General features: G+C 65.1%; 22 protein-coding genes. 10 read left to right on the top strand and 12 right to left on the bottom strand.

Annotated elements, in window-relative coordinates:
- The first annotated feature begins 83 nt into the window (after positions 1-83).
- Entirely contained in the window at positions 84-698 is a 615-nt protein-coding gene (locus EB835_RS12620; protein WP_135809823.1) for a DUF3000 domain-containing protein, read from the top strand.
- The gene (locus EB835_RS12615) at positions 695-1,867 is read left to right on the top strand and encodes an HRDC domain-containing protein (protein WP_135809822.1); all 1,173 of its coding nucleotides are present in this window, start codon (positions 695-697) and stop codon (positions 1,865-1,867) included. Before EB835_RS12620 ends, EB835_RS12615 begins: the two co-directional genes overlap by 4 nt.
- Positions 1,868-1,889: 22 nt before the next feature.
- On the opposite strand, the gene dxs is transcribed toward EB835_RS12615, so the two are convergent.
- Both dxs and acnA read right to left on the bottom strand, forming a co-directional pair.
- Positions 1,890-3,830, bottom strand: coding sequence for a 1-deoxy-D-xylulose-5-phosphate synthase (gene dxs / locus EB835_RS12610; protein ID WP_135809821.1), 1,941 nt, complete (start codon positions 3,828-3,830; stop codon positions 1,890-1,892).
- 861 nt (positions 3,831-4,691) lie between these two features.
- Positions 4,692-7,376 carry an aconitate hydratase AcnA gene (acnA, locus tag EB835_RS12605; protein ID WP_135809820.1) on the bottom strand — a complete coding sequence of 895 codons (2,685 nt, stop codon included), beginning with the start codon at positions 7,374-7,376 and terminating at the stop codon, positions 4,692-4,694.
- 310 nt (positions 7,377-7,686) lie between these two features.
- Between acnA and EB835_RS12600 the strand changes: the two genes are divergently transcribed.
- Positions 7,687-7,890 (top strand): hypothetical protein, encoded by a 204-nt coding sequence (locus tag EB835_RS12600; protein ID WP_135809819.1) that lies wholly within the window; start codon positions 7,687-7,689, stop codon positions 7,888-7,890.
- Here the strand turns inward: EB835_RS12600 and EB835_RS12595 are convergent.
- Complete coding sequence (locus tag EB835_RS12595) at positions 7,871-9,196, bottom strand: class I SAM-dependent RNA methyltransferase (RefSeq protein WP_135809818.1); 1,326 nt, start codon at positions 9,194-9,196, stop codon at positions 7,871-7,873. The genes EB835_RS12600 and EB835_RS12595 overlap by 20 nt on opposite strands.
- A gap of 7 nt (positions 9,197-9,203) precedes the next feature.
- The gene (locus tag EB835_RS12590) at positions 9,204-11,114 is read right to left on the bottom strand and encodes an APC family permease (RefSeq protein WP_135809846.1); all 1,911 of its coding nucleotides are present in this window, start codon (positions 11,112-11,114) and stop codon (positions 9,204-9,206) included.
- Between the two features lie 136 nt (positions 11,115-11,250).
- Here EB835_RS12590 and EB835_RS12585 point away from each other — a divergent pair, with 136 nt between their 5' ends.
- Positions 11,251-11,925: a potassium channel family protein gene (locus EB835_RS12585; protein ID WP_135809817.1), complete on the top strand. Its 675-nt coding sequence runs from the start codon at positions 11,251-11,253 to the stop codon at positions 11,923-11,925.
- A complete protein-coding gene (locus EB835_RS12580) occupies positions 11,922-12,593 on the top strand; it encodes a potassium channel family protein (protein ID WP_135809816.1) in 672 nt (223 codons plus the stop codon). Before EB835_RS12585 ends, EB835_RS12580 begins: the two co-directional genes overlap by 4 nt.
- A gap of 71 nt (positions 12,594-12,664) precedes the next feature.
- Here EB835_RS12580 and EB835_RS12575 read toward each other — a convergent pair whose 3' ends face one another.
- From EB835_RS12575 to dut, 3 genes are read right to left on the bottom strand one after another with little or no spacing between them, the layout of a single operon-like run.
- Positions 12,665-13,042: an OB-fold nucleic acid binding domain-containing protein gene (locus EB835_RS12575; RefSeq protein WP_135809815.1), complete on the bottom strand. Its 378-nt coding sequence runs from the start codon at positions 13,040-13,042 to the stop codon at positions 12,665-12,667.
- 6 nt (positions 13,043-13,048) lie between these two features.
- Positions 13,049-13,891 carry a DUF3710 domain-containing protein gene (locus EB835_RS12570; RefSeq protein ID WP_135809814.1) on the bottom strand — a complete coding sequence of 281 codons (843 nt, stop codon included), beginning with the start codon at positions 13,889-13,891 and terminating at the stop codon, positions 13,049-13,051.
- A 6-nt stretch (positions 13,892-13,897) separates the two neighbouring features.
- Complete coding sequence (dut, locus tag EB835_RS12565; RefSeq protein WP_240688724.1) at positions 13,898-14,371, bottom strand: dUTP diphosphatase; 474 nt, start codon at positions 14,369-14,371, stop codon at positions 13,898-13,900.
- Positions 14,372-14,435: 64 nt separating this feature from the next.
- On the opposite strand from dut, the gene EB835_RS12560 reads away from it, so the two are divergent.
- The gene (locus EB835_RS12560; RefSeq protein ID WP_135809812.1) at positions 14,436-14,891 is read left to right on the top strand and encodes a DUF3093 domain-containing protein; all 456 of its coding nucleotides are present in this window, start codon (positions 14,436-14,438) and stop codon (positions 14,889-14,891) included.
- A gap of 138 nt (positions 14,892-15,029) precedes the next feature.
- Here the strand turns inward: EB835_RS12560 and EB835_RS12555 are convergent, their stop codons facing one another.
- A complete protein-coding gene (locus tag EB835_RS12555) occupies positions 15,030-15,329 on the bottom strand; it encodes a DUF4193 domain-containing protein (protein WP_101546971.1) in 300 nt (99 codons plus the stop codon).
- Between the two features lie 286 nt (positions 15,330-15,615).
- Between EB835_RS12555 and EB835_RS12550 the strand changes: the two genes are divergently transcribed.
- A complete protein-coding gene (locus EB835_RS12550; protein WP_135809811.1) occupies positions 15,616-15,843 on the top strand; it encodes a hypothetical protein in 228 nt (75 codons plus the stop codon).
- A gap of 64 nt (positions 15,844-15,907) precedes the next feature.
- Here the strand turns inward: EB835_RS12550 and EB835_RS12545 are convergent, their stop codons facing one another.
- Positions 15,908-17,020, bottom strand: a complete 1,113-nt coding sequence (locus tag EB835_RS12545; RefSeq protein WP_135809810.1) for a ferrochelatase — start codon at positions 17,018-17,020, stop codon at positions 15,908-15,910.
- A 251-nt stretch (positions 17,021-17,271) separates the two neighbouring features.
- Here EB835_RS12545 and sepH point away from each other — a divergent pair, with 251 nt between their 5' ends.
- Positions 17,272-18,390, top strand: coding sequence for a septation protein SepH (gene sepH, locus EB835_RS12540; RefSeq protein WP_135809809.1), 1,119 nt, complete (start codon positions 17,272-17,274; stop codon positions 18,388-18,390).
- A 2-nt stretch (positions 18,391-18,392) separates the two neighbouring features.
- On the opposite strand, the gene cydC is transcribed toward sepH, so the two are convergent.
- Genes cydC through EB835_RS12525 form a run of 3 tightly spaced genes read right to left on the bottom strand, consistent with a single transcriptional unit; the run spans position 18,393 to position 24,475 of the window.
- Entirely contained in the window at positions 18,393-21,872 is a 3,480-nt protein-coding gene (gene cydC / locus EB835_RS12535) for a thiol reductant ABC exporter subunit CydC (RefSeq protein WP_135809808.1), read from the bottom strand.
- Positions 21,869-22,891 carry a cytochrome d ubiquinol oxidase subunit II gene (gene cydB / locus EB835_RS12530; protein ID WP_135809807.1) on the bottom strand — a complete coding sequence of 341 codons (1,023 nt, stop codon included), beginning with the start codon at positions 22,889-22,891 and terminating at the stop codon, positions 21,869-21,871. The genes cydC and cydB overlap by 4 nt, the downstream gene beginning before the upstream one ends.
- A gap of 12 nt (positions 22,892-22,903) precedes the next feature.
- On the bottom strand, positions 22,904-24,475 hold the full coding sequence (locus EB835_RS12525; RefSeq protein WP_240688723.1) for a cytochrome ubiquinol oxidase subunit I: 1,572 nt from the start codon (positions 24,473-24,475) through the stop codon (positions 22,904-22,906).
- A gap of 243 nt (positions 24,476-24,718) precedes the next feature.
- On the opposite strand from EB835_RS12525, the gene EB835_RS12520 reads away from it, so the two are divergent.
- A complete protein-coding gene (locus tag EB835_RS12520; RefSeq protein ID WP_039210305.1) occupies positions 24,719-25,081 on the top strand; it encodes a BlaI/MecI/CopY family transcriptional regulator in 363 nt (120 codons plus the stop codon).
- Positions 25,082-25,099: 18 nt separating this feature from the next.
- Entirely contained in the window at positions 25,100-25,993 is an 894-nt protein-coding gene (locus EB835_RS12515; RefSeq protein ID WP_135809806.1) for a M56 family metallopeptidase, read from the top strand.
- Positions 25,994-26,026 lie beyond the last annotated feature (33 nt).

Genomic DNA, 26,026 nt, shown 5'->3' with positions numbered 1-26,026 from the left:
CAGCGAATGATCCGCGGGATTGTCCGGGGCCGCCTCGGCGTGGATGATTCCCCTGCCCCCACCGCTGATCTATCGTGGAAACTGTGGTCAACACCTCACCTCTCAATCGCATTCCGGCGGAGTTCTCTGCTGTGACGTCGGTGCTGCGTCAGGCGCGCAGCACGAACAACGTGTCGATTTCCGAGATCCCTGCCCCGGCCCGACTCGCGCCCTATTCCTATGCTTTGGGTGCCGAGGTCAGCGCCGACGAGACATTCCTGCAGGCCAGTGGCGAGACCATCGACGAACTCGCCACCGGTCGCATCGTCGTCCTCTTCGATCCTTCCGCCCCTGAGGAATGGGAGGGCCGGTTCCGAGTCGTCTCCTATATCCGGGCCGAACTCGAACACGAATTGGGCAATGAGACCCTGTTGGGCCATGTCGCTTGGAGCTGGCTCGAGGACGCCCTCGAATCCAACGGCTGCGAGGTCCTCGCCGCCGGCGGGACGACGACTCGGGTGCTGTCCGAGAGCTTCGGCACCTTGGCCGATCGGCCGGCCACGATAGACTTGGAGCTGCGCGCTTCGTGGACACCCGTGATTGACGAGCCGGATCTGATCGGCAATCACTTCGAAGCCTGGATCGATCTGCTCAGCACAGTCGCCGGACTGCCACCACTTCCTGAAGGAGTCACAGCCCTGCCCGGGCGCCGTCGATGACATCTGAATTACCGCTTCTGGAAACACCCGCGAACGGCATCCCCGACGTCGTCGACTCCCCGGAGGACCTCTCCTCCTCGATTGCCAGTCTGGCAGCCGCGCAGGGCCCGATCGCCATCGACGCCGAACGCGCTTCGGGCATCAGATACGGGCAGCGCGCCTTCCTCGTCCAGCTGCGCCGCGAAGGTGCGGGCACCTTCCTCCTCGACTCTGAGACTCTCGGCGATCTCAGCGACCTCAATCCCGCCCTCGGATCCGATGCGTGGGTCATCCACTCGGTGACTCAGGATCTGCCGTGCCTGCAGGAGCGCGGTATGCGCCCCGCAGCGCTGTTCGACACCGAGCTCGCCGCCAGGCTGCTCGGCTGGGAGAAGTTCGGTTTGGCCGCGGTCGCCGAACGCACCCTGGGCGTACGTCTGGCGAAGGAGCATTCGGCCGCCGATTGGTCGACGCGTCCACTGCCGCAGGAATGGCTCAACTACGCGGCCCTCGATGTCGAGGTGCTGCTGCCGATCCGCGATATCCTCCACCAGCAGCTGATCGATGCCGACCGGTGGGAGTTTGCGAAGCAGGAGTTCACGCACCTGCTCGACTTCACGCCGAAGCATTTCGATGAGCCCTGGCGACGTACGCACGGGCTGTCGAAGATCAGGTCCCGACGAGATATCGCGCGCGTGCGTGAACTCTGGCAGGCACGGGATTCCATGGCCCGTGAGGCCGACCTGGCGCCCACGAAGATTCTGCGCGACCGTGACCTCGTCGCCCTCGCTCAGTCGGGTGTGAAGTCCAGCGATGACATCCTGGCTCAGTGGCGCAGGCTCTCCCGCGCCGAGGCGGCCCGGCTCTTCCGTGCCTACCGCAAGGCCTCCCGGTTGGGCGCCGAGGAGCTGCCGGGACGGTTCGAGCGCGGACGGACGAAACGCAGCGAATTCAACCCGGCTGAGCTCAAGGAACGGGTGGCGGCGCTGAAGGCCGCGATGTCGGAGCGCTCCGTTGAGCTGACGATCCCCCACGATGTGCTCCTCCAGCCTGCACTGGTGAAGTCCCTGGCCGCAGAGTCGCACGTCGATATCGAGGAGCACCTCGCCGAGGCAGGAGCACGGCCCTGGCAGATCGAACTCAGTGCCCCCGTGCTGAAGAAGGCTCTGGCTGAACTCCCCCAGGCCTGAACGCACACCCTGAGTCCTGAACTCACACCGCGCGGCGGGAACTCTGATCGGCGCGGTCGGCCACCTCGGCGGGCAGGGCCCGGAGAATATCGGACACGATCGTGTCCACGTCGAGGCCCACCTCGGCGAGGATCTCTGCGCGGGTCCCCTGCGGCAGGAACGCATCAGGCACTCCGAGCTCGAGCACCCCGATCCGCGAATCGGCCTCGCGCAGGTCGGAGCGGATCTGCGAACCGATGCCGCCGATCTTCACCCCGTCTTCGATCACGGCCACGAGGCTGTGTCCGGCCGCGAGGTCGATGACTGATGCAGGGACCGGCAGCACCCATCTGGGATCGATGATCGTCGCGGTCAGTCCCTGCTCTGACAACCGGTCGGCGACGTCACCGGCCAGCGTGGCGAAGGGTCCGACGGAGACGATGAGGACGTCGGACTTCGACCCCGCCGGCCCCTCACGGAGGATGTCGACGCCGTCGGTCAGCCGCCTCAGTGCGGGGATGTCGGTGCCGACGCTGCCGCGGGGAAATCTCACCACGGTCGGGGCGTCTGAGACGGTGACGGCTTCGCGCAGCTCTTCGGTGAGCCGGGACGCATCGCGGGGTGCGGCCAGGCGCAGGCCGGGCACGACTCGCAGCATCACGATATCCCAGATTCCGTGGTGGCTGGCACCGTCGGGCCCGGTGATTCCGGCGCGATCGAGGACGAAGGTCACGCCCTGGCGATGGAGGGCGACGTCCATGAGCACTTGGTCGAAGGCGCGGGAGAGGAACGTGGAGTAGATGCACACGACCGGGTGGAGGCCCCCGTAGGACAGGCCCGCCGCCGATGCCACCGCATGCTGTTCGGCGATGCCGACGTCGAAGACGCGGTGAGGGAATTCCTCGGCGAACTTCGACAGCCCCACGGGCAGGAGCATGGCCGCAGTGATGGCGACGATGTCGTCGCGTTCCTCGGCGAGTGCGCAGATCTCGGTGCCGAACACGGAGGTCCATGACGTCGATTTCGAGGGTGTCGATCGGCCGGTGACGGGGTCGATGACGCCGACGGAGTGGAACTGATCGGCGTCATCGTTGACGGCCGGATCGAATCCGTGGCCCTTCTGCGTGATCATGTGGACGATGACGGGGCCGGCGTCGAACTGTTTGGCCAGCTGGAGGGCCTTTTCAACCGAGGACAGATCATGGCCGTCGACGGGACCGAGATACTTGATGCCGAGTTCGTCGAACATTCCCGTCTCTGGCGGGCTGACCATGTCCTTGAGTCCGCGTTTGACGCCGTGGATGGCGCTGTAGGCGGCGCGGCCCGGGCGACCCGATTGGCGCAGAGTCTCCTTGCCCCAGGTCAGGAGCTTCTCGTAGCCCGAGGTCGTGCGCAGTTCGTCGAGGTGGGCTGCGAATCCCCCGACCGTCGGGGCATAGGAGCGGCCGTTGTCGTTGACGATGATGACGAGCCGCCTCGGCGGGGTGGAGGTGTCGGCGGCGATCGTGTTCAGGGCTTCCCAGGCCATTCCCCCGGTCAGGGCCCCATCGCCGATGACGGCGACGACGTGGCGGTCGGTCTCACCGGTGAGTTGGCGGGCCTTCGCGATCCCGTCGGCCCAGGACAGGGAGGCCGAGGCGTGGGAGTTCTCGACGACGTCGTGCTCGCTCTCACGCCGGCTCGGGTAGCCGGAGAGGCCATCGCGCTGCCGCAGCGTGGAGAATTCCTCGCGGCGGCCGGTGAGCAGTTTGTGCACGTACGTCTGGTGGCCGACGTCGAAGATGATGGTGTCGCGGGGCGAGTCGAAGACCCGGTGGATGCCCATAGTGAGTTCGACGACGCCGAGGTTGGGGCCGAGGTGTCCGCCGGTGCCGGACACGGTCGTGATGAGGTAGTCGCGGATCTCTTTGGCCAGCACGTCGCATTCCGGCGCGTCGAGTCGACGCAGATCGGCCGGTGAGCCGAGGGTGTCGAGAAATGTCATTCGGTCTCACTCTTCTGACGGCATCGTTGACGGACAGATTCCATTCGCCCCATCTTATCGCTCACCGCATGAAGTGACTCATCCCGATTCGCACATGCCCTCCTGCTGGGCCTCACTTCCCCTCAGCGCACCACTTCCCCACTCAACTGACTCCCCCGCCCATCTCGTTCCCCACTCACCTGACTTCCCTACCGAGCTCGCTCCCGCGCTCACCTGGCTCCCCTACCGAGCTCGCTCCCGCGCTCAACTGGCTCCCCTACCGAGCTCGCTCCCCCGCCCATCTCGCTCCCCGCTGCATCCGCCACCTTTAGCCGCACACCACCTTGCGGCCGGCGATTCGCACAGCTGGAAACACATCACTCACCCGTCGCGGCACACCACACCGCCGCACCACGTCGTTATGCGGTCACCGGTGCGTGATGCTCGTCCTCGCGGCCGAAAACCACCATCGCCGAGGCGGCCGGCCACCATCGGCTGTCCCCTGCAGAAACGCGCACGCCTCCTTCGACCCCGGCCCGAAAAGTGAGCACCACTCACCGTTCGCGGCACATCACCTCGCTGCACCACGAGGTTATGGCGCTTATGGTGATGGATGCCGCACTGGCTGTAGGAAATGTTGCTGAGGGTGCCGGATGCCGGGTGGATTGTAAGCGAGGTCGCGAATGGTGCGTGATGGTCACGTTGCGGCAGCCGGATGCCGGGCGAACCACTGCGTACAACACTTGCGGATGGGTACGACGAAGGCCGGTGGGTTCAATACCCACCGGCCTTCGTTCGGGTCCGGTTCAGCAGCCCAGCATGTGCCGATCGTGGGGAGTCACGGACTCACCTCGACAGTGCAGCCAGGCACGATTCCTGTGATCAGGCCTCGGCCAGCTGGCGAAGCACGTACTGCAGGATGCCGCCGTTGCGGTAGTAGTCGGCTTCGCCCGGGGTGTCGATGCGGACGACGGCGTCGAATTCGACCTTCGTGCCGTCTTCCTTCTCGGCGGTGACCTTGACGGTCGCCGGGGTCTCGCCCTCGTTGAGCTCCGTGACACCTGCGATGGAGAAGGTCTCGGTGCCGTCGAGTCCGAGCGAATCGGCCGATTCGCCGGCCGGGAACTGCAGCGGCAGAACGCCCATGCCGATGAGGTTCGAACGGTGGATGCGCTCGAAGCTCTCGGTGATGACGGCCTCGACGCCCAGCAGCTTGGTGCCCTTGGCGGCCCAGTCACGCGAGGATCCCGAGCCGTACTCCTTGCCACCGAGGACGACCAGCGGAGTGCCGGCGGCCTGGTAGTTCACGGAGGCGTCGTAGACCGTCGTCTGCGGAGCGCCTTCCTGCGTGAAGTCGCGGGTGAAGCCACCCTGGACTCCGTCGAGGAGCTGGTTCTGCAGACGGATGTTCGCGAACGTACCGCGGATCATGACCTCGTGGTTGCCGCGGCGCGAGCCGTAGGAGTTGAAGTCCTTGCGCTCGACGCCGTGCTCGACGAGGTACTTGCCGGCCGGGGTGTCGGCCTTGAAGGAACCTGCAGGCGAGATGTGGTCGGTGGTCACCGAGTCGCCGAGCTTCGCGAGCACACGAGCACCCTTGATGTCCTCGACGGCTTCGGGCTTGAGGCCCATGCCGTCGAAGAAGGTGGGCTTGCGCACGTAGGTCGACTTGTCGTCCCACTCGAAGACCTTGCCCTCGGGGGTGTCGAGCTGCTGCCAGCGCTCGTCACCGTCGAAGATCCGGCCGTACTCGTTGTCGAACATATCGGTCGAGATCGAATCGGCGATGACCGACTCGACCTCTTCCGGCGACGGCCACAGGTCAGCCAGGTAGACATCGGCACCCTCGGAGTCCTTGCCCAGAGGCTGGTTCTCGAAGTCGAAGTCCATGGTTCCGGCCAGCGCGTAGGCGATGACCAGCGGGGGCGACGCGAGGTAGTTCATCTTCACGTCGGGGCTGATGCGGCCCTCGAAGTTGCGGTTGCCCGACAGGACGGCGGTGACCGAGAGGTCGTTGTCCTGGATGCTCTCGGAGATCTCGGTGTCCAGCGGACCCGAGTTGCCGATGCAGGTGGTGCAGCCGTAGCCGACGATGTAGAAGTTCAGCGCTTCGAGGTCCTCGATGAGGCCGGCCTTGTTGTAGTACTCGGTGACGACCTTCGAACCCGGTGCGATCGAGGTCTTGACCCACGGCTTCGAGTTGAGACCGCGCTTGCGGGCGTTGCGTGCCAGCAGGCCGGCGGCCATCATCACAGACGGGTTCGAGGTGTTCGTGCACGAGGTGATCGAGGCGATCGCCACGGCACCGTTGGCCAGCTCGAAGTTGCGGCCGTCGGCGGTGCTGACGTCCACAGACTTGTTCTCTTCGCCGGGTGCGGCGTAGTTGTGGATGTCCTTGGCGAACTGGCTCTTGGCATCGGAGAGCTCGATGCGGTCCTGGGGGCGCTTCGGTCCGGAGATCGAGGGCACCACGGTGGAGAGATCGAGTTCGAGGTACTCGGAGTACTCGACCTCGTTGTCCGGGTCGTGCCAGAGGCCCTGGGTCTTCGCATAGTCCTCGACGAGCTGGATCTGCTCGGCCGAGCGGCCGGTGAGCTTGAGGTAGTCGATGGTGACCTCGTCGATCGGGAAGATCGCGGCAGTCGAACCGAACTCGGGGCTCATGTTGCCGATGGTGGCGCGGTTGGCCAGCGGCACCTCGGCGACGCCCTTGCCGTAGAACTCGACGAATTTGCCGACGGCACCGTGCTGGCGGAGCATATCGGTGATGGTGAGGACGACATCCGTGGCCGTGACGCCCGACGGGATCTCACCGGTGAGCTTGAAGCCGACGACGCGCGGGATGAGCATCGACACGGGCTGGCCGAGCATTGCGGCCTCTGCCTCGATGCCGCCGACGCCCCAACCGAGCACACCGAGGCCGTTGACCATCGTGGTGTGCGAGTCGGTGCCGACCAGGGTGTCCGGGTAGGCCCGGAGGACTCCGTCGACCTCGCGCGGCATGACCACGCGAGCCAGGTGCTCGATGTTGACCTGGTGGACGATGCCCATGCCCGGAGGCACGACCTTGAAGTCTTCGAAGGCGGTCTGTCCCCAGCGCAGGAACTGGTAGCGCTCACCGTTGCGCTGGTATTCGATGTCCATGTTCAGTTCGACGGCGTCGGCGGTGCCGAAGCGGTCGATCTGCACCGAGTGGTCGATGACCAGCTCGGCCGGAGCCAGCGGGTTGACCTGGTCCGGGCTGCCGCCGAGTTCGACGACCTTCTCACGCATGGTGGCGAGGTCGACGATGCAGGGCACGCCGGTGAAGTCCTGCATCACCACGCGGGCCGGGGTGAACTGGATCTCCGTATCGGGTTCGGCATTGGGATCCCAGCTGCCGAGGGCTTCGATGTGTTCCGAAGTGATGTTTGCGCCGTCTTCTGTGCGCAGCAGGTTCTCCAACAGCACCTTGAGGCTGAAGGGAAGCTTCTCCGACCCATTGACCTTGTCCAGGCGATAGATCTCATAATCCTTATCGCCTACGGTCAGGGTGCTCTTCGATTTGAACGTATCGACGTTGCTCATCGTGATTCTCCTGTTTCATCCGACACTCATCCAAGAAACCGGGTCCGTCCGAATCGATGGCCGGACCCTTGAATCGCGCACCGATTTACGCGACACATATGTTTCCAAAAGTATCTTGACGTCAAGATAAATTCTATCGCATTTGAGGGGCTTTGACCACCGCGGCGCACGGAGGTGCGAAACGCTTCGATCGGGTTTTCCGCAGGCGCTCGTGCGGGCATCACCAGGGCTGCGGACAGGCCGCACAGCCTAGCGTGAGAAGCACAGTCAGAACGTCAGCGCACTGACCGATCACCACCGAGGAGATCCCATGGACCCGTTCACCCTAGGCGCCGGATTCGGCTTCGGCGCACTGCTCGTCGGCATCATCTTCGCCGTCGTCTGCAGCTCCTTCGCGAAAGAGAAGGGGCGGTCGGGCGGATGGTGGGGCCTGTGGGGATTCCTCACGACGTTCATCGCCCTCATCGTCCTCGTGCTCCTCCCCCGCCGCGCGGTCACCGCCGCAGGACGGTGACCGTCTCCACGTGCGAAGTCAGCGGGAAGAGATCGAATCCGGTGAGGCTCTCGATCGAGAATCCCCCACCCGTGAGCGCCGCGAGGTCCCGGGCCAGCGTGGCCGGGTCACAGGAGACGTAGACCAGGGTGCGTGCTGAGGATCCGATGATCGCCGAGGTGGCTTTCCTCCCTGCGCCCGCCCGCGGCGGGTCGAGGATGATGACGTCCGAATCGGGCAGTCGGGCCCGGTCGACGCTGAGCGCGAGGAACCGAGCGTCGAGATCAGCGGCGTTGTTTCGAGCATGTGCGATGGCCGCCTCCGCCCCTTCGACCCCGAACAGGGGCGCACCGGCGGCCGTTGCTGCGCAGATGCCGAGGAGTCCGACCCCGCAGTAGAGGTCGGTGATCGCATCGACATCGGCAGGCAGGGCGGCGACGACTTCGGAGCTGAGCAGTGCGGCCGCATCCCGGTGGACCTGCCAGAACCCGTCGGCGCCGACGGTGAAGTCACGCCCGTGAACCGTTTCGGTCAGGGTACGGTCGCCGCGGATCACTCGCAGTTCGGCAGCCGGCGCATGGGCACGCCCACGACCGCGTGCGCGACCGCCGCGACCACGGCCACGGTCATTCCCTCCTCCGGCCGCCTCGGCGAGGAGGGAGAACGTCATCGGCAGCCAGGATTCGATCTCGTCGAGGACCTGCGGGGTGGGCCGACCGCGGACGATGAGCGCACCGTGGTCGCCGGCCCACGCGAATTCGAGGCGGCGAACCCCGGGCACGCGCAGCGCCGCGATGTCGAGGCCATGCAGGGGTCCGGCGGCCAATGGCGGGGTGGTCACGGGGATGACTTCGTGTGATCTGGGGGCGAGCATTCCGGCCCGACCTTCGTCGTCGACGGCCAGCTGCACACGGGTGCGCCAGTCGGTGCCGTCGGTCTCTCCCGGTGCGGGCAGCACCTCGGCGTCGTGGTCGATATGGCCGATGCGCGACAGCTGGTCGCGCACGACTTCGGCCTTGAGCGTGCGGGAGTGGGCGAGGTCGACGTGCGCATATTCCATGCCGCCGAACCCGGCCGAACCGGTGGAGGCATAGTCGAGGCGACGGTCGGGCACGCGGTGGGCCGACGCCTCGATCACCTCGGTGACGACGGCGCGGAGGAACCGGGCGGCCGGTCCTGCCTCGGTGCGGACTCGGACCTTCTCACCGGGCAGGGCCCCGGAGACGAAGACGACCTGCCCGTCATGTCGGGCGATGGACGTACCGCCGGCTGCCGGTGCCTCGATGTCGAGGGTGAGTTCCTGTGCGGGGACCTGAGCGTCGCGCATGGGTGTTCTATGCCTGTCTGTACAGCGAGGTGTCGGAATCGGGTCCGTCGCCGCCGTACTGTCGAGAGAAGGATTTCAGCCGCCAGGGCACGGAGACCACGACGACGTTGGGCACCAGCAGCAGTCGGGTGCGCAGTTTCAGTGCCACCTGGTTGTGCAGGATGTGCTCCCACCAGCGGCCGACGACGAACTGCGGGATGTAGACGATGACGAGGTCCCGCGGTGACCTGCGGCGGATGGCGAGGATATGGGCGAGCATCGGACGGACGAGTTCGCGGTACGGTGAGCCGAGCACCGTCAGCGGCACCGGCAGCTCCATCTCGTTCCACCGTTTCTGCAGACCGGCTGCGGCTTCTTCGTCCACGGCGACGGTGACGGCTTCGAGTTGGCTCGATCGGGTCACTCGAGCGTAGGAGAGGGCGCGCATCGTCGGTTTGTCGATTTCGCTGACGACGACGATGGCGTGGGTGTTCGACGGGATCGTCCGCGAGTTCATGTCCGCATCGGGGGCGAGTTCACGTGTCACTCGCGAATAGTGGCGGTGGATGGCGCCCATGACGAGGTAGAGCCCGGCCATGGCGGCGACGGCCAGCCAGGCTCCGGCGAGGAATTTCGAGACGATGACGACGATGAGGACGCCGGCGGCGAGCACGCAGCCGATGAAGTTCACGACCTGGTTGACATGCATCCGGGCTCGGGTCTTCGCGTCGATGACCAGCCGCAGCCGTTTGCGCCAGTGCAGGACCATTCCCGCTTGGCCGAGGACGAAGCTGGCGAAGACTCCGACGAGGTAGAGCTGGATGAGCACCGTCGCCGAGGCGGATGTGGCGATGACGAGCACGATCGCCGCCGCGGCCAGCAGCAGGATGCCGTTGGAGAAGGTGAGTCGGTCGCCCTTCGTCGCCAGCTGCCGGGGCAGGAATTCGTCGCGGGCCAGCCGTGACGCCAGACCGGGGAAGCCTTCGACCGCCGTGTTCGCAGCAGCGATGAGCACGAGCGCGGTGATGAGGACGACGATGAAGAACATCACCGGCGCGTTGTCGAAGATCGCATGCGCGAGCTGAGCGAGGACGGGTTCCTGCTCGTATTCGGCGCTGACCGGGCTGCCGTCCCCGCGGACGAGGTAGAGATGCGGGTCGTCGACGTATTTGATGCCGGTGACCGAGGCCAGATAGGTCAGCCCCGTGAGCATGAGCGCTGCGAGCAGACCGGACAGGAGCAGGGTGTTGCCGGCGTTCCTGCCACGCGGCTTCTTGAAGGCCGGAACGGCCGTGGCCACGGTCTGCACACCGGCGAGTGCGACGGCTCCGGAGGAGAACGCGCGCAGGACGATGAGCACAGTGGCCAGTCCGAGGGTCGCCTGGTCGCCGATGCTGCTGTGCACGACCGTGTAGTCGGCGGTCTGGGCGTGCGGGGTGTCGCCGAGCCCGACGCGGATGAGACCGACCGACATCGTGAGGAACACGGCACCTAAGAACAGGTAGGTCGGCACGGCCAGCAGCATGGGAGTGGCCCGTGAGCCGCGCAGTCCGGCGAAGCAGATGAGCAGGATGCCGACGATGGCCACGGGCACTCGGTAGGGCGCCAGCATCGGGAACGCCGTGGTGATGTAGGCGGCGAAGACCGTCATCGACACGGCCAGGGTGAGCACATAGTCGACGAGGAGGGCCGCAGCCACGACGAGACCGGCACCGGAGCCGAGATTCTTCGAAGCCACCTCGTAGTCTCCGCCGCCTGAGGGGTAGGCCCGCACGTTGATGCGGTAGCAGGCGACGATCACGAGGATGACGATGCCGACGGCCACGCCGATCCAGGGGGCTACGGTCAGGGCCACGAGTGAGGTCAGCGACAGCGCCAGCAGGATCTCGTCGGGAGCATAGGCCACCGAGGAGAGCATATCGGAGGCGAAGACGGGCATCGCGATGCGCTTCTTCAGCGCAGGTGCACGCCTGTCCTCACTGCGGAAGGGCCGTCCGACGAGTAGTCTTTTGACGGCATCAGAAAAACTGCTGGCCACGGCAACCAATGGTAGATCACTGCGGGAGGGATTACCCATGCACTTCGTGATTATGGGCTGCGGCCGAGTCGGGGCCTCCCTGGCCAAGGCCCTCGATGCGAATGGGCACTCCGTCGCCGTCGTCGACCGGGACCCGGACGCATTCCTCAAACTCGGTCGGGACTTCAGCGGCTCGACGATCACGGGGGTCGGCTTCGACCGCGAGACCCTGGCCCAGGCGAAGACTTCCGAGGCCTTCGCCTTCGCAGCGGTCTCGAGCGGTGACAACTCGAATATCCTCGCCGCGCGGGTCGCCCGTGAGACCTTCGGTGTGAGCAATGTCGCCGCCCGCATCTACGATCCCGACCGGGCACAGGTCTTCGAACGTCTCGGCATCCCCACCGTGCCCACCGTGCGGTGGACGGCCGAGCAGGTGATGCGCAAGCTCGTCCCGCAGGGGTCGATCACCGAATACCGCGAGCCGTCGGGCAATCTCGTCCTGGCCGAGGTGCATCTGGATCCGGAGTGGGTGGCACGACCGATCAAGGAGATCGAAACACGGACCAAGGCCCGGGTCGCCTATGTCACCCGCTTGTCCGAGGGCATCGTCGCCCACGATGATCTGCTCCTCCAGGACGGGGACCTCGTTCATCTCATGGCTCCGGTCGACTGCCTCGGCGAGATCGAACGGATCCTCGATCAGCCAGTGCGAACCGTGGAGGAAGAAGAATGAGGGTCATCATCGCCGGAGCCGGTTCCGTCGGACGCTCGGTGGCCAGGGAGCTGCTGGACAAGGACCATTCGGTCCTGCTCATCGACCAGAGCAAAGAGGCCTTGGGCCATGAGCGGATCCCGGGTGCCGAATGGCTGCTCTCCGATGCCTGCGAGCTGGCAGGTCTCGCCGAGGCGGGGCTGGAGGAAGCCGATGTCGTCGTGGCCGCCACGGGAGACGACAAGACCAACCTGGTGCTGTCGCTGTTGGCCAAGACCGAATTCGGCGTCCCGCGGACGGTGTCGCGAGTGAATAATCCGAAGAACGAATGGCTCTTCGACGACAATTGGGGCGTCGATGTCGCCGTCTCCACCCCGCGCCTGATGACCGCGCTCGTCGAGGAGGCCGTGGAGGTCGGCGGTCTGGTTCATCTCATGAGCTTCGAACGCGGTCGGGCGGGGCTGCTCGAGTTCACGGTGCACGAGAATGCCGAACTCGTGGCCGAACGCGTCGGCGGGATCACTTTCCCGCTCGATACGGTGCTGGTGGCGATCATCCGCAACTCGCGGGCGTTCGCTCCGAGTGCCGATGACGTCATCGAAGCCGGAGACGAACTCTTCTTTCTCTCCTCCCCCGAACAGGAACCGGCGCTGCTGGCGCTGCTGCAGGAGACCGACGCCGAGGGCTGAGGCAGTTCAGCTGCGGCGGCCGGGTGTCTGCGGCGGCCGGGTGTCTGGGTCGGCTCGGTCGATGGATCCGGTCAGTCGTCTGCGTCGTCGCGCGTGTGCAGCAGTTCGTAGACGGGGTTGTGTGCGGTGAGCACTCCGTCCTTTCCGCAGAAGCGTCCTTCGAGGACGATGAGGGATCCGGGACGGATGCCGCTGATCTCCCGGCGTCCGAGGAACTGGGCGCGGGCTTCGCCGGTGCCGTCGGCGACGGTGATGTCGAGCCGCGGATTGTCGGCGCTGCACGACTGAGTGGTCGCGGAGACGACTCCTGCGATGCGTGCGGTCTTGCGTGCCTCCAGCTCTTCGACCGGAATGACTCCCGGGATCCGACTGACCAGACGCAGATCGGCCCGGGCCTCCGCCTCGCGGGATCCGAAGTCACGCACGAGGCGGGGAATGACGTTGCGCATCGTCGCTCAGCGGACCTCTGTGATCTCGGGGCCGCGCTCGAACGGGTTGAGTTCGTCCTCGTCCTTCTCCTCCGTCTCGTCGCCGTCGACCTGTGGGGCAGTCAGCGCGATGAGCTCGCGGGGAGCCATGGCGTCCTCACCGCGGTCGACGACGACTCCGCGGAAGAGCGCGGAGAGTTCGGCACGCACCTCCTCATCGGTCACGGCCTTGCCGGAGAACACGGCGCGGACGAACCAGCGGGGGCCGTCGATGCCGGCGAAGCGCATGGCGCGTTTGCCGGGTCGACCGGACTCCGTCTTCGCCGGAACCTCGATGGCCAGTTCCTTGCCGAGCGAGGTGTGCAGCTCGGTCGATTCGCCGCCCTGCTTCGTCACGGATTCGGTGAGCTGCTGGCGCACCGTGTTCCACAGTCCTTCCGACCGTGGTGTCGCGAATGCCTGCAGCTGGATGCCGCCGCCGTCGTGGATGAGGGTCACGGCCAGGACGCGCTGGGAATCGTCGTCCGTGTCCAGACGCACCTGCATTCCGTCGACGACAGGCACCTTGAGTGCGCCGAGGTCGAGGCGGTCATGTTCCGGATACTCCTCGGAGATGTCGAACGGGCCCTTCTCGGACCGGTCGAAGGGAGCCGACTTCTCCAGCAGCGCCTCTTCGTCGTCGAGGTCGTCGTCATCGGACTCGGCCTCATCGGCAGCGGACTCCGCGGAGTCTTCATCGTCGTCACGATCGTCAGCCTCGGCGCCTGTGTCCTGAGCGTCGAGCTCATCATCGTCGACGAGTTCGTCGTCGGTGCGGATGTCGTCGTCGGTTGTCGGTGTGGATTTCTTGAACCGGGAGAACAGTCCCATGAGTCCTCACTTCTCCTTTTCGCTGAGGCCGGCGTCGATTCCGCCGGTGGATCCGAATCCCCCGGCACCGCGGGTGCTGTCGTCAAGGGATTCAACGATGTCGAAGTCGGCGTGGGTGATCGCTTGGATCACGAGTTGGGCGATGCGGTCGCCGCGGACGACGCGCAGCGGGGTCGTCGCATCGAGGTTGATCAGCGGCACCTTGATCTCTCCGCGATAGCCGGCATCGATGGTGCCCGGCGCATTGACGACGGTGACCCCGTGCTTGCTCGACAGACCTGACCGCGGATGTACGAAGGCGGCATAGCCCTCCGGCAGTGCGATCGCGATTCCGGTGGGGACGACGCGGCGCTCGAAGGGTTCGAGGACGAAGTCGATCGTCGAGCGCAGGTCCGCCCCGGCGTCGCTCGCATGCGCGTAGGTGGGTGCGCTCATGCCCGCGTCGACGAGCTGGAGGTTGATCTTCAGGGTTTCCGTCACAAGCATGCACTCTAACGCTCCAGCCTGAACGCGGCCAAACTTCTCGCTATGGGACAATGGGCCCATGGCAACAACTCAATCCGGAACCCATGTGGTCTATCAGGAGAAGGTCCGCCCCTCGATCGGCATGTGGATCCTTGTCGTGGTGGCTGCGGCGTCGACGGCGCTCATGGTCCTGCCCGTGTGGCAGCTCGGCACCATCATCCTTCCCGTCGTCAGCTTCGTCCTCTTCGCCTGGTGGCTGAACTCGCTGACGCTGACGATCATCGTCACCGAACGTCAGCTGTTCGTGGGCGAGGCTCATATTGACCGCACATTCGTCCCGCGTGCGGTCGCTTTCGACGGCGAGGAGGCCCGCCAGGCCCGCGGCGTCGATCTCGATGCTCGCGCCTTCCTCAAGATCCGTCCGTGGGCGAAGTCCGTCGTCCGCATCGACCTCGACGACGATTCCGACCCCACCCCGTACTGGCTCGTGTCCAGCCGCCACCCGCACAAGCTTGCGGCAGCCCTCAACCCCTAAAGCCCCCAAATTGCTACCTGACGGGGGCTCTGCAACCTGGCGCCAGGTTGCAGAGCCCCCGTCAGGTAGCAAGGGGAGAGAAAAATAACGGAACGCGTCCTTCGAGGGCGCGTTCCGTCATTTGGGGAGAGAGGCGAGTCAGCCTGCACAGTCCGTGCAGATCGGGACACCGCCCTCTTCTGTCGCAAGCTGCGAACGATGGCGGACCAAGAAGCACTCCATGCAGGTGAACTCGTCATTCTGCTTGGGCAGGACCCGAACGGAGAGCTCTTCGTTCGACAGGTCCGCACCGGGAAGTTCGAAGCCTTCGGCTACTGCAGTCTCGTCTTCATCGATCTTGCTCGCCTGATCCTGGGAACGCTGGGCCTTGAGCTGCTCGATCGAATCGCTTTTGATCTCATCGTCTTGCTTGCGAGGTGCGTCGTAGTCTGTTGCCATATGGCCTCATCGCTCTCTGTCCGGAGGGGGTGCCGAAGAGGGCATATTTCCCTCTTCCGAGATGTGTCCCCAGAATTGTGCACTGTATGCTTTCCGTTGGCAAGATGAAACGAACACCCAGTACGGTGATTCTCGTCACCAGCTTGTCTGCAGAGGCAGAGCACACATAGAGTTCACGAGGTGCTCTGCAAGAATGCTTGTGATGGACAGCACCGACAGCACGCTCTGCCGGTAGATTACCGGGTTCGTCCCCTGTGGAGGCGGCCCGAGGAAGGACGGATCCACAATGAGTGAATTCGCTGATCAGCTCGACACCCGAATCGATGATGTCCGTCATCGCATTCACGAGGCCCGGTCCGCCGGTGACGACTTCCTCGTCGAAAATCTCATCGACGACCTGCAGAACCTCATGGAGCTGGCCGGTCGCAACGATGTCGACACCGGCCCCATCGCCGAGGTGATCCAGGCCGAGACGGGCGCCCTGCCCGTAGTCCCGAGCCCGGACGACTACTGAGGAACACAGAAACGAGAACCCTCCCCCACCGATTCGGTGAGGGAGGGTTCTCTGTGTCCGGGTCTCAGTTCGCGACAGGCCAGTTCGGGAAGGTCGCACGTTCGATGCGGCCCAGACAGCACTCAATGCTGCAGGCACCGCTGCCGGGCACCAGGGCCTTCGTCCCGGGCAGGGCGGGAGGCTCGACGTCTTCTCCGCGCAGCTGCGCGGCACGCTCCTCGACGAGGTCGACGAGCCCCTTGACGAAGGCGTCGTGAGTGCCGACGGTGCCGACGCGGGTGAAGTCGAGACCAAGCTCTTCGGCGGTCTCCTTCGCCTCGGTGTCGAGATCGAAGGCAACCTCCATATGGTCGGAGATGAATCCGATGGGCACGAGCACGACACCGGTCACCCCCTCCTCGGCGAGTTCGTTCATCCGGTCGTTGACATCGGGCTCGAGCCACGGCACCTCGGGCGAACCCGAACGCGAACAGTAGACGAGCTCGGCGGGAAGGCGTTCGGATGAGTCGAGGCGCCCGAGGAGGTGACCCATGAGCTCCTCGTGCTGAGCGAGGTAGCCGTTGGTCTCCACCGCCGATGCGTCCTGCATGACGTTCGGGATCGAGTGTGTGACGAAGAGGATCCGATGCTTGGCCGCGTCGAGCTGTCCGACCTTGGTCCGGAAGTCTGCCAGCCCGTCATTGAGACAGTCGGCGCAGGCATCGGCATAGCCGGGATGGTTGTAGAACTGACGGATCTTGTCGATCGAGACTGTGAGCCCCTCGCCCTTGAGCGTGTCGATCGTCTTCGCAAAGTCTTCGCGGTACTGACGGCATGACGAATACGAAGAATAGGCCGAGGTGTCGATCGACAGGAACTGCGTGGCACCGTCCTCGGCCAGGCTGCGGACCTCATCGGTGAGATAGGGATCCCAGTTGCGGTTGCCCCAGATCAGCGGAGTCTCGATTCCTCGGCAATCGAGTTCGGCACGCAGCGCAGCCAGCAGAGCCTTGTTCTGATCGTTGATCGGAGACTTGCCTCCGAAGCCGAAATAGTGCTCCCCCACCTCCTCGAGCCGCTCCTCGGGGATCCCGCGGCCGGCGGTGACGTTGCGGAGGAATGGAACCACTTCTTCTGGGGTCTCCGGTCCTCCGAATGACATGAGGACCAGGGCGTCGATGGGTGCAGTCGTATTCACGAACTCGATTTTACAGCCTGTAGAGTGACTGCGCCCGCTGTCCGCAGAGTGAGCCGCGCCGACTCGCCGTGCAGACCCCGACCTGGCCGGCGCCCGGATCCACGTCGTCGACATTCGTGGTCGGTCTCACAGACTCGCCCCGTCCAGGCGCGAACCGGCCCGTGATTTCGCGACTCGCGCGGAAATCTGCCCGACACGACGCGCCGGACGTGACACGATGCTTCTGAGACGCGACAAAGGAGCTTAAGGCAATGCGTGAACTGATCTTGAACGGAGTCAGCGCAGACGGCGCCCATCTGCTGTTGAACGACGAGAACGGGCTTCAGTACCGGGTCGTCCTCGATGAGGCTCTCATCGCCGCGGTCCGCAGGGACCGCACCCAGTCCAAGTCCGAGACTCCCGTGCGCCCCAAAGAGATCCAGGCCATGATCCGCGGCGGCATGGACGCTGAGGAGGTCGTCGCCTCCACTGGTGCCGACATCGAATACGTGCGCACCTATGAGAGTCCGGCCATGGCCGAACGCGAACGCACCGCCTACCTCGCCAGCCGCCACCCCATCTATTCCGATCATGATCCCAATGGTGAGCCGACCCCTCTCATCGAACTCTGTCAGGAACGTCTGGCGATGCGCGATGTCGATATCGAGACGATGGAGTGGGACTCCTGGAAACAGCAGGACGGCAACTGGTACATCCAGCTCAGCTTCACTGCCGCCGATCGTGTCCGCACAGCCAGCTGGCACTACTACCGCCGTTCGCTGACCCCGATCGACGATGAGGCGAAGTGGCTCGCCGATTCCGGACCCACAGACACCGGCCCGATCCCGAATTACGGCAGCGGTGCCGAACGCCAGAAGAACACCGATGAGGTCGACGTCCTCCCCCGTCCGGATCAGACCTCCGCCTCGATCGCCTCCGACGGACCGGTCCGTCCCACCGCCGGATCGGCTCCTTCCCAGCATGCCCGTGATCACCAGGCCGAGACCGGCCGGATTCTGGAGAACCTGCGCAAGCGTCGCCACGCCGAGGAGGAGCCGCGGACCCGTCTGCGCGCGGTCACAGAGGATCCCGAGACTCACCCGCAGGGAGCACACACCGCTCCGGGACAGCCCGAAGCCGCCACCGATGACGAAGTGTTCGCCTTCGAAGACTCCGCTGCCTCTGCTGAGGAACCGCAGGAGCCGACCGAGAAGGTCGGTGTCTTCGACGATGAGAATCAGCTCTCGCTGCTCAACGAGCCCGGGGTGAGCGATCACGAGCAGTTCGAGGACTCTGCTCCGGCGAAGGATTCGAAGCCGAAGTCGAAGAAGAACTCGCGCGCCTCGATCCCGAGCTGGGACGAGATCATGTTCGGTTCGAAGCGGGACTGACCTCAGGCCCCTGAGTGCTCGGCCTCGGGTACGTGCGTGCCGAGGTCGACGACCTCGTCACCGTCGGCGATCAGGCGTCTGTCGTGGGTGACCATGACGACCGTCCGGTCGCTGAGGTTCCGACGCAGATCACCGATGAGCAGCTGTGCCGTCTCATCGTCCAAGTGCGCGGTCGGTTCGTCGAGGACGATCACATCAGCCCCGGTCAGCAGGGTTCGAGCCACTGCCAGTCGCTGTCGCTGACCACCGGAGATCTCCGAGCCTCGGTCGCCGACCCACCGGTCGAGCCCCCAGGCGTCGGCCCAGTCGCTGAGCCCCGCTGCTTCCAGCGCAGAGATCATCTCGTCGTCCCCGGCCACCGATTGCTGAGCGAGTGCGAGATTGCCCCGCACGGTGGAGCGGAAGACGTGTGCTTCCTGAGGGCACCAGGCGATTCGACCGACCAGATCTGCCGGTGAGCGTGTGAGCATATCGTGGCCGATCCCCTTCCGGTCACGGGCTCTGTAGCGGCCGGACCAGGGGTCGAGGAACCGCAGGAGCACACTCAGACTCGTCGTCTTGCCGGTTCCGCTGTCGCCGCACAGCACTGTCCAGCCCCCGCGTTCGGCTCTGAAATCGAGTTCGGCGACGACGGGGTGGTCGTCCCAGCCCACGGTGATCCTGTCGAATTCGAGTGATTGGACGCTATCGAGCACCGTTGCGGCGCTGGGGTTCCGGGTCGAGGCACCGGCTGCAGGGGCCGTCGTATCGGCGTCCGGGCCCGCACCCTCACGGTCCTGCGGACTGTTCGGTTCGGGCAGACAGTCAAGAGCTGCGCCCAGACCGGGCAGCTGGCGGAATGCCTCGAGTGCCGAGGCGAACACTTCGCCTAGCCCCAGCGCCATGAGCGAGAGCACGGCGACGATCTCGGTCGGAGCATCCGTGGTGGCTGCCAGGATCACGGCGATGATGAACGTGCTCAATTGCAGCCACAGTTGGGTGAGCCCGAAGTTTCGGGCGGATGCCTTCTGCTTCTCCTCCAGGTCGTTCTCCTGACTGGCCAACAGGCCGAGAACCCGGGAGTCGATCCCGTTCGTGCGCAGATCGTCTTTTGCGTGCAGTGCGCGCGTGAGCACGGACAGAATCCTGTTGCGGTCCTCCCGGATTCCGTATGCGAGGCGGCTCTCTGCCCGGACGACGAGGATTGGGACGATGACGAGGTTGGTGACGCCGAGGAGGGCGAACCATCCCAGCGAACCCCAGTCGAGGAGCGCCGCGGTGATGCCCACGCCGATGACGACCAGTGCGGAGACGAGCGGCGGGAACAGCGTCCGCGGCACCAGGTCGCGGACATCGTCGGCGTCGGCGACCATTGCGCGCAGCGCCGAGTCCGAGGTCAGCAGCCGCCGATCGCTCATGCCGCCGCGTTCGAAATGCTCCCACAGCCGGGTGCGCAGTCGCGTGAGTGCGGCGAAGATCGCCGAGTGGAGCCGCAGCCGGCTGACGTAGAGCAGCACGGACCGGCTGAGTCCGAAGAAGCGCACACCGACGATGGCGACCATGAGCAGCATGATCGGCGGCTGGTAGGAGGCTTCGACGATGAGCCACGCAGAGACCGCGGTCAATGCGATGGCCGCAAGGCTGGAGGCGCAGGCGGTCAGCGCCGCCACCATCATGGTCGGAGTGAAGAGCGGAAGACTCGAGTACAGAATCGACCAGCGACGGCGCAGAGCCGCCGTCCAGCTCTCGCCTCCGGACTGCCGCCTCCACACATCCGGCTTCCGCTCTGTCGCAGTCCGACTGTCTGCTTCGTCTCCGGGTCCCGGACGCACCTCCGCCGTGTCCCGCTCGGTCGTCGCAGGAACCTCGACAGTGTCGGCCCGGCCCTGATCCGCGGTCGCGGTCGCAGTCGCAGTCGCAGTCGCAGTCACATGCGAAGTCGACGCCGCTGAAGACGCATTCTCGACCGCTTCGGCACTGGTCTTCTCCGGGCGGATCTCGGTGTCGGCCAGGGCGCGGACCCGTTCGTCATGGCTGGCGAGGATCACTCGGTGGGCGGCGGCCGCCTCGGCGATCATTTCGATCACGATGTCGGCATTGTCGGCATCGAGGTGGGCGGTCGGTTCGTCGAGGACGAGCACCTCAGCCCCGTCACCGAGGCGGTGCTGCACACGCGCCAGTGCCAGTCGGCGCTGCTGGCCAGGGCTGAGCGCCGCCGTCTGCGTCCGCAGATCGGTGGCCAGCCCGGCCGCGGCCAGAGCCGTCCGCGACGTTTCTTCGTCGAGTCCGAAGAGGGCGAGTTCGGCACCGATGGTCTCACCGAACATGCGTGGGGCCTGCGGCACATAGGCAGCCGCAACGGGCGCAACGGTGGTGTGGGCATCGGACGGGAGACTGCCGACCAACGCGCTGAGCACAGTGGTCTTGCCCATCCCTGATCGGCCGCTGACCGTCGTCACTCCTGGCTGGGCGTCGATGGTGCCCGACCAGGTGATGAGCGTGCCGTCGCCGTAGAGGACACTCTGTTCACCCGACCGGCCGGTGGTGTCGAGGCCGGCCTCCGCCGTCGTCGTCTCTCCTGCCGACTGTGTTTCGGACAGCAGAGCGTGGGCTCTCCCCCGGGCTTCGCGGCCGTTCTCGCTCGCATGGTAACCGGCGCCGAGCTCACGCAGAGGAATGAAGCACTCGGGCGCGATCAGCAGGACGAGCAGTCCGTGGCTGAGATCCATCGTCCCGTTCACCAGACGCAGTCCGATGACCACGGCCACAAGCGCCACCGAGATCGTAGCGATGAGTTCGAGGGCCAGACTGGAGAGGAAGGCGACGCGCAGGGTCGTGAGGTTCGCTTGGTGGTAACGCTCCCCCAGCTCCCGCAGACGACGTGCATGATCACGCGAACGCCCGAGGCCGATGAGGACGGGAAGACCCTCGGCGAGTTCGGCCAGGTGGTCCGAGAGTCGTTCCAGAGCGGCCATCGTCGCCGACGTCGACTCAGCGGTGTAACGGCCGATGAGCACCATGAACATCGGCACCAGCGGCAGGCAGAAGGCGATGATGACAGCGGAGAGCAGATCTGAGAAGACGATCCGCACCAGCAGAACGACAGGGACCACGGCAGCCGCGGTCAGGGCCGGCACCACCGTGGTGAAGTAGTCGTCGAGATCGTCGACTCCTCGCGTGACCGTCACCGCCGCGTGCGTCCTCGGCCGCCCCCTACCACGCAGCATTCCCGCAAGGATCGAGGAGCGGAGACCGCGTTTCGATTCGGCGGCCAGGGAAGTGCCGAGACTCCGGTCGAGCCAGAGACCACCCCCGCGCAGCAGCGCGCCTAAGGCCCCGAGCACGATCCACAGCTCGGGAGCGCTGTAGCCGACGATGGCTCGCACCAGGGCTTCGGCGATGAGGACGATTCCCACCGCCCGGCTCAGGGCGGAGACCACCGAGAGCACGAGCCCGCGCCGACCGGTCGGCAGCTCGAGCAGGATCGACAGGGGCGAACTCACGACCGGATCGCCACCGGCAGCTTGTGCGCTTCGGGGATGTGGGTCTCGGCGATGCGGCCGAGGAACATCCGGTAGCTGAAGATCTGGTAGGCGATGATGATCGGCAGGATCACAATGGTCACGATGAGCATGACGTTCAGGGTGTAGTCCGATGAGGAGGCCGAGGCGATCGTCAGCGAGTTCGCGGGATCGATCGACGAGGGCAGCACATTCGGGAAGGCTCCGGCGAAGACAGCGGCCAGACCGGCGATGAGGTAGATCCCATGCAGGATGAACGCCGGCTTCTCGGCGCCCGCACGCACCGCGAAGAATGCGACGATGAGCGCGGCGAGTGCGATGAGCACCGGGATGACCAGCCACGTCCGCTGGGTGATCGAATGGGCGAACCAGATGAGGAACGGCACCGCGGCCGGCAGCATGATCCGCCCAGCCCAACGCCGTGACCTCGCCCGGACCTCGTCCTGGGTCTTGAGACCGAGGAAGATGAGTCCGTGGGCCAGGGAGAAGCCGAGTCCGCCGAGCCCGCCGACGAGCGCCGGCCACGACACCCAGGCGAAGGCTCCGCCGACCAGGTCGCCATGATCATTGAGCGGCAGTCCGATAGTGGTGAGTGCGAGCATCGCACCGATGCAGAACGCTGTTCCCGCCGATCCCACGGCCAGTGCCCAGGTCCAGAAGGACCTCCACCGCTCCGAGTGGCCCTTTCCACGGTATTCGATGGCCACGGCGCGGAAGATCAGTGCGAGCAGGCAGAGCGTCAGCGGAATGTAGAGCGCGGAGAACAGTGAGGCGTACCAGTGTGGGAACGCGGCGAACATCGCACCTGCCGCGGTGATCAGCCAGACTTCGTTGCCTTCCCAGACCGGACCGATCGAGTTGAGCAGCACGCGTTTGCTGCGTTCGCTGCGGCTGAGGAAGGGCATCATCATACCCACACCGAGGTCGAAGCCGTCGAGGAACAGGTACCCCATCCAGAGCACGACGATGAGGACGAACCAGATAGTGGCGAGGATTTCCATCGTGACCTTCCCTCAGTACGCGAACGACAGGACGTCGTCGCCGTTGTCGGTGATCGTGGGTTTCGTATTCGTCTGGTCGAGCTCAGGCATCGCCGAGGCGACTCCGCCCTTGACGTACTTCGTGATCAGACGCAGTTCGACGACCATCAGAATCCCGTAGACGGAGGTGAGGCTGATCAGTGAGAACAGCAGCATCGCCGGTGTCACCTCGGGTGACAGCGCCGCCTGCGTGTACATGTACACCCCGTCGAGCTGTGCCGGGTTCGGTGCGACGACGAAGGGCTGACGCCCCATCTCGGTGAAGATCCACCCGGCCGAGTTCGCGAGGAACGGCGCCGTGATGGCCAGGACGAATCCGCAGCTGAGCCACTTCGACTCGGGCACCGTGCCCTTCCGGGCCAGCCACAGACCGATGACGCAGACGCCGGCGGCCAGAGCGCCGAAGCCGATCATCATCCGGAATCCCCAGTAGGTGACGATCATGATCGGCTGGTAGTCGACCGGTTCGCCGGCATGTTCGCCGTACCGCGGATCATCGGGGATATGGGTGCCGTAGCGCTCCTGGTATTCGGGCAGCAGGGTCGTGACACCGTGGACCGGGGTGTCGAAGTCACCGTTGGCCAAGAAGGACAGCAGACCGGGGATCTCGAAGATGTTCTGGACTCCGTCGCAGTCGTTCGAGGAGGGGTCGGCGATCGTGAGCACCGAGAATTGGGTGCCGTCGTGGCAGGCCGCCTCGGCGGAGGCCATCTTCATCGGCTGCTGCTCGAACATCAGCTTGGCTTGGACGTCACCGGTGATCGAGACACCGGCGAAGGCGATGACGCCGACGACGGCGCCGAGTCGCAGGGACTTGATCCACACCGCGTGATCCGTCTTGTCCCGTCCGGGCAGCTCCTTCGACGAGCCGACGAGAACCTTGCCGTCGGTTCCGACTGTGTCGATTCCGGCCTTGCGCCGGTGGTAGAGGTGGTACCAGGAGATTCCGAGGAGGAAGGATCCGCCGACGGCCAGGGCACCGAAGATCGTGTGTGTGAATGCGGCGATGGCCGTGTTGTTGCCGAGCACCGCCCAGACGTCGGTCATCACGGGTCGACCGTCGACCAGTTCGACGCCGACGGGATGCTGCATCCAGGAGTTCGCGACGATGATGAAGTAGGCCGAGAGCCACGTGCCGATGACGGCCAACCACAGAGAGCCGAGGTGGACTGCGCGAGGCAGGCGACCCCAGCCGAAGATCCACAGGCCGAGGAAGGTCGATTCGAGGAAGAAGGCCAGCAGCGCCTCCAGCGCCAAGGGGGCTCCGAAGACGTCACCGACGAAGCGAGAGTATTCGCTCCAGGCCATACCGAACTGGAATTCCTGGACCAGGCCGGTGGCCACACCCATGATGAAGTTGATGAGGAAGAGCTTGCCGAAGAACTTCGTGCTCCGCAGATACACCTCGTTGCCGGTGCGATGGTAGATCGTCTGCAGGACTGCCACGAGCATGCCGAGCCCTAGAGTCAACGGCACCATCCAGAAGTGGTAGACCGTTGTGATTCCGAATTGCCACCGTCCGATGAGGACCGGGTCCAGCTCCATGGGTGCTCCATTCAGGTTTCACGAGAGCAATGTTTCTACGTCACGTAGAATTCTACAGTCCGTAGAAACAGCATCCTTGCGGTTTCATCATTCAAGACTCCCGGTTCCAAGTATGCCTTCTTGACAGCACGCCCGACCAGGATCGTCGAACCGCAGACTCCCGGGCGCCTGTGTGGAATTCGACAGTCTGTAGAGATATACTGGAGCAATCAGACCGACAAAGAAACTGAGGGCGAAAGAACTGTGGGAACACTGGGTGAACTCGAACGCAGCGTCATGGACGCCATCTGGGTCCATGACGACGGGTTGAGTGCCGCCGAACTCCGCGAAGTCCTCTCGGACCGCGAGCTCGCGCTGACAACGGTCCATACGGTCCTGTCTCGACTCGAGAAGAAGGGCTTCGTCACTCGTGATCGCAGCATCCGTCCGCACCGCTATATTGCGGTCTCGACCCGTGAGGATCATGTGGCGGAGCTGATGACCGAGATGCTGTCTCAGGCACCGGATCGTCAGGCCGTCCTCGCACGCTTCCTCGGCACAGTCTCGGAGGCTGACACCAAGGCGCTGCGCAATCTGCTCGGGCGCAATCACTCGACGCAGTCCTGAATCAGGTCGGTCACCTCAATGACCATCGTGGGAATCGTTCTGGCCGTGCTGGCATTTCTGCTGGCATGGCCCGTTCCTGCGGCACTGTCCCGCTTTCGTGGTGATCCGATCTCCGAGGTCGTCCTCTGGCAGGCTGTCGGACTCTCGGGAGGACTGTCTCTCATCGGCGCTGCCCTCGCCTTCGCCGTGGCCCCGGGAACGACGAGTCTTCCACAGGGACTCTTCGACCTCATGCGCGGCAAGGACCACACCCAGCTGTCGCTCCTGGCGTGGATCTTCCTCGTCATCGCCATGCTCCTCATCGGTCGGCTGCTCGGCTGCCTGGTCCTGACTCTCTATTCGGCGCGGAAGACTCGTCTGCGCCACGACGAGATCCTGCATCTGCTCAGCGAACCGTCGATCACGTATCCCGACACCCGCATCATCACCACCGATGAAGCCGTTGCCTACTGTCTGCCCAAGGGACCCCGGAAGGGCACTGCGGTTCTGTCGACCGGTCTGCTCAGGGCTCTCGACGAGGATGAGCGCACTGCCGTCATCGCCCATGAGAGGGCGCATCTGGATTTCCGGCACGATGTGCTCGTCATTCCATTTGCCGCGTGGCATCGGGCCCTGCCGTACTTCTCCGCCACTGCGATCGGGTTGAATTCGGTGAATCGGCTCATCGAACTCATGGCCGATGATCAGGCTCGCGACCATGTCGATCCGCAGATCCTGGCTCAGGCGGTGAGTTCGGCCGCAGAGATCAGTCCCGAACACCGCAGCGACCTGTCCGCCCAGCGCATCCGACGGCTGTCACATCCCTTGGATCCGGCGCGGATCCCCGTGCGGCTGATGTCGATCGGACTGGCCGTGCTGCTTCTTCTCCTGCCGACTCTGCTCATCATCACACCGTCCGCATTCGGCATCTGAGCCCAGGCCGTCGAGCGGCCCGGGCTCAGAGCG

This window comes from Brevibacterium sp. S22 (genome assembly GCF_004745485.1).
Taxonomy (GTDB): domain Bacteria; phylum Actinomycetota; class Actinomycetes; order Actinomycetales; family Brevibacteriaceae; genus Brevibacterium.
Note: the sequence above shows the minus strand (reverse complement) of the source record. Positions and strands in the feature narration are given on the sequence as shown.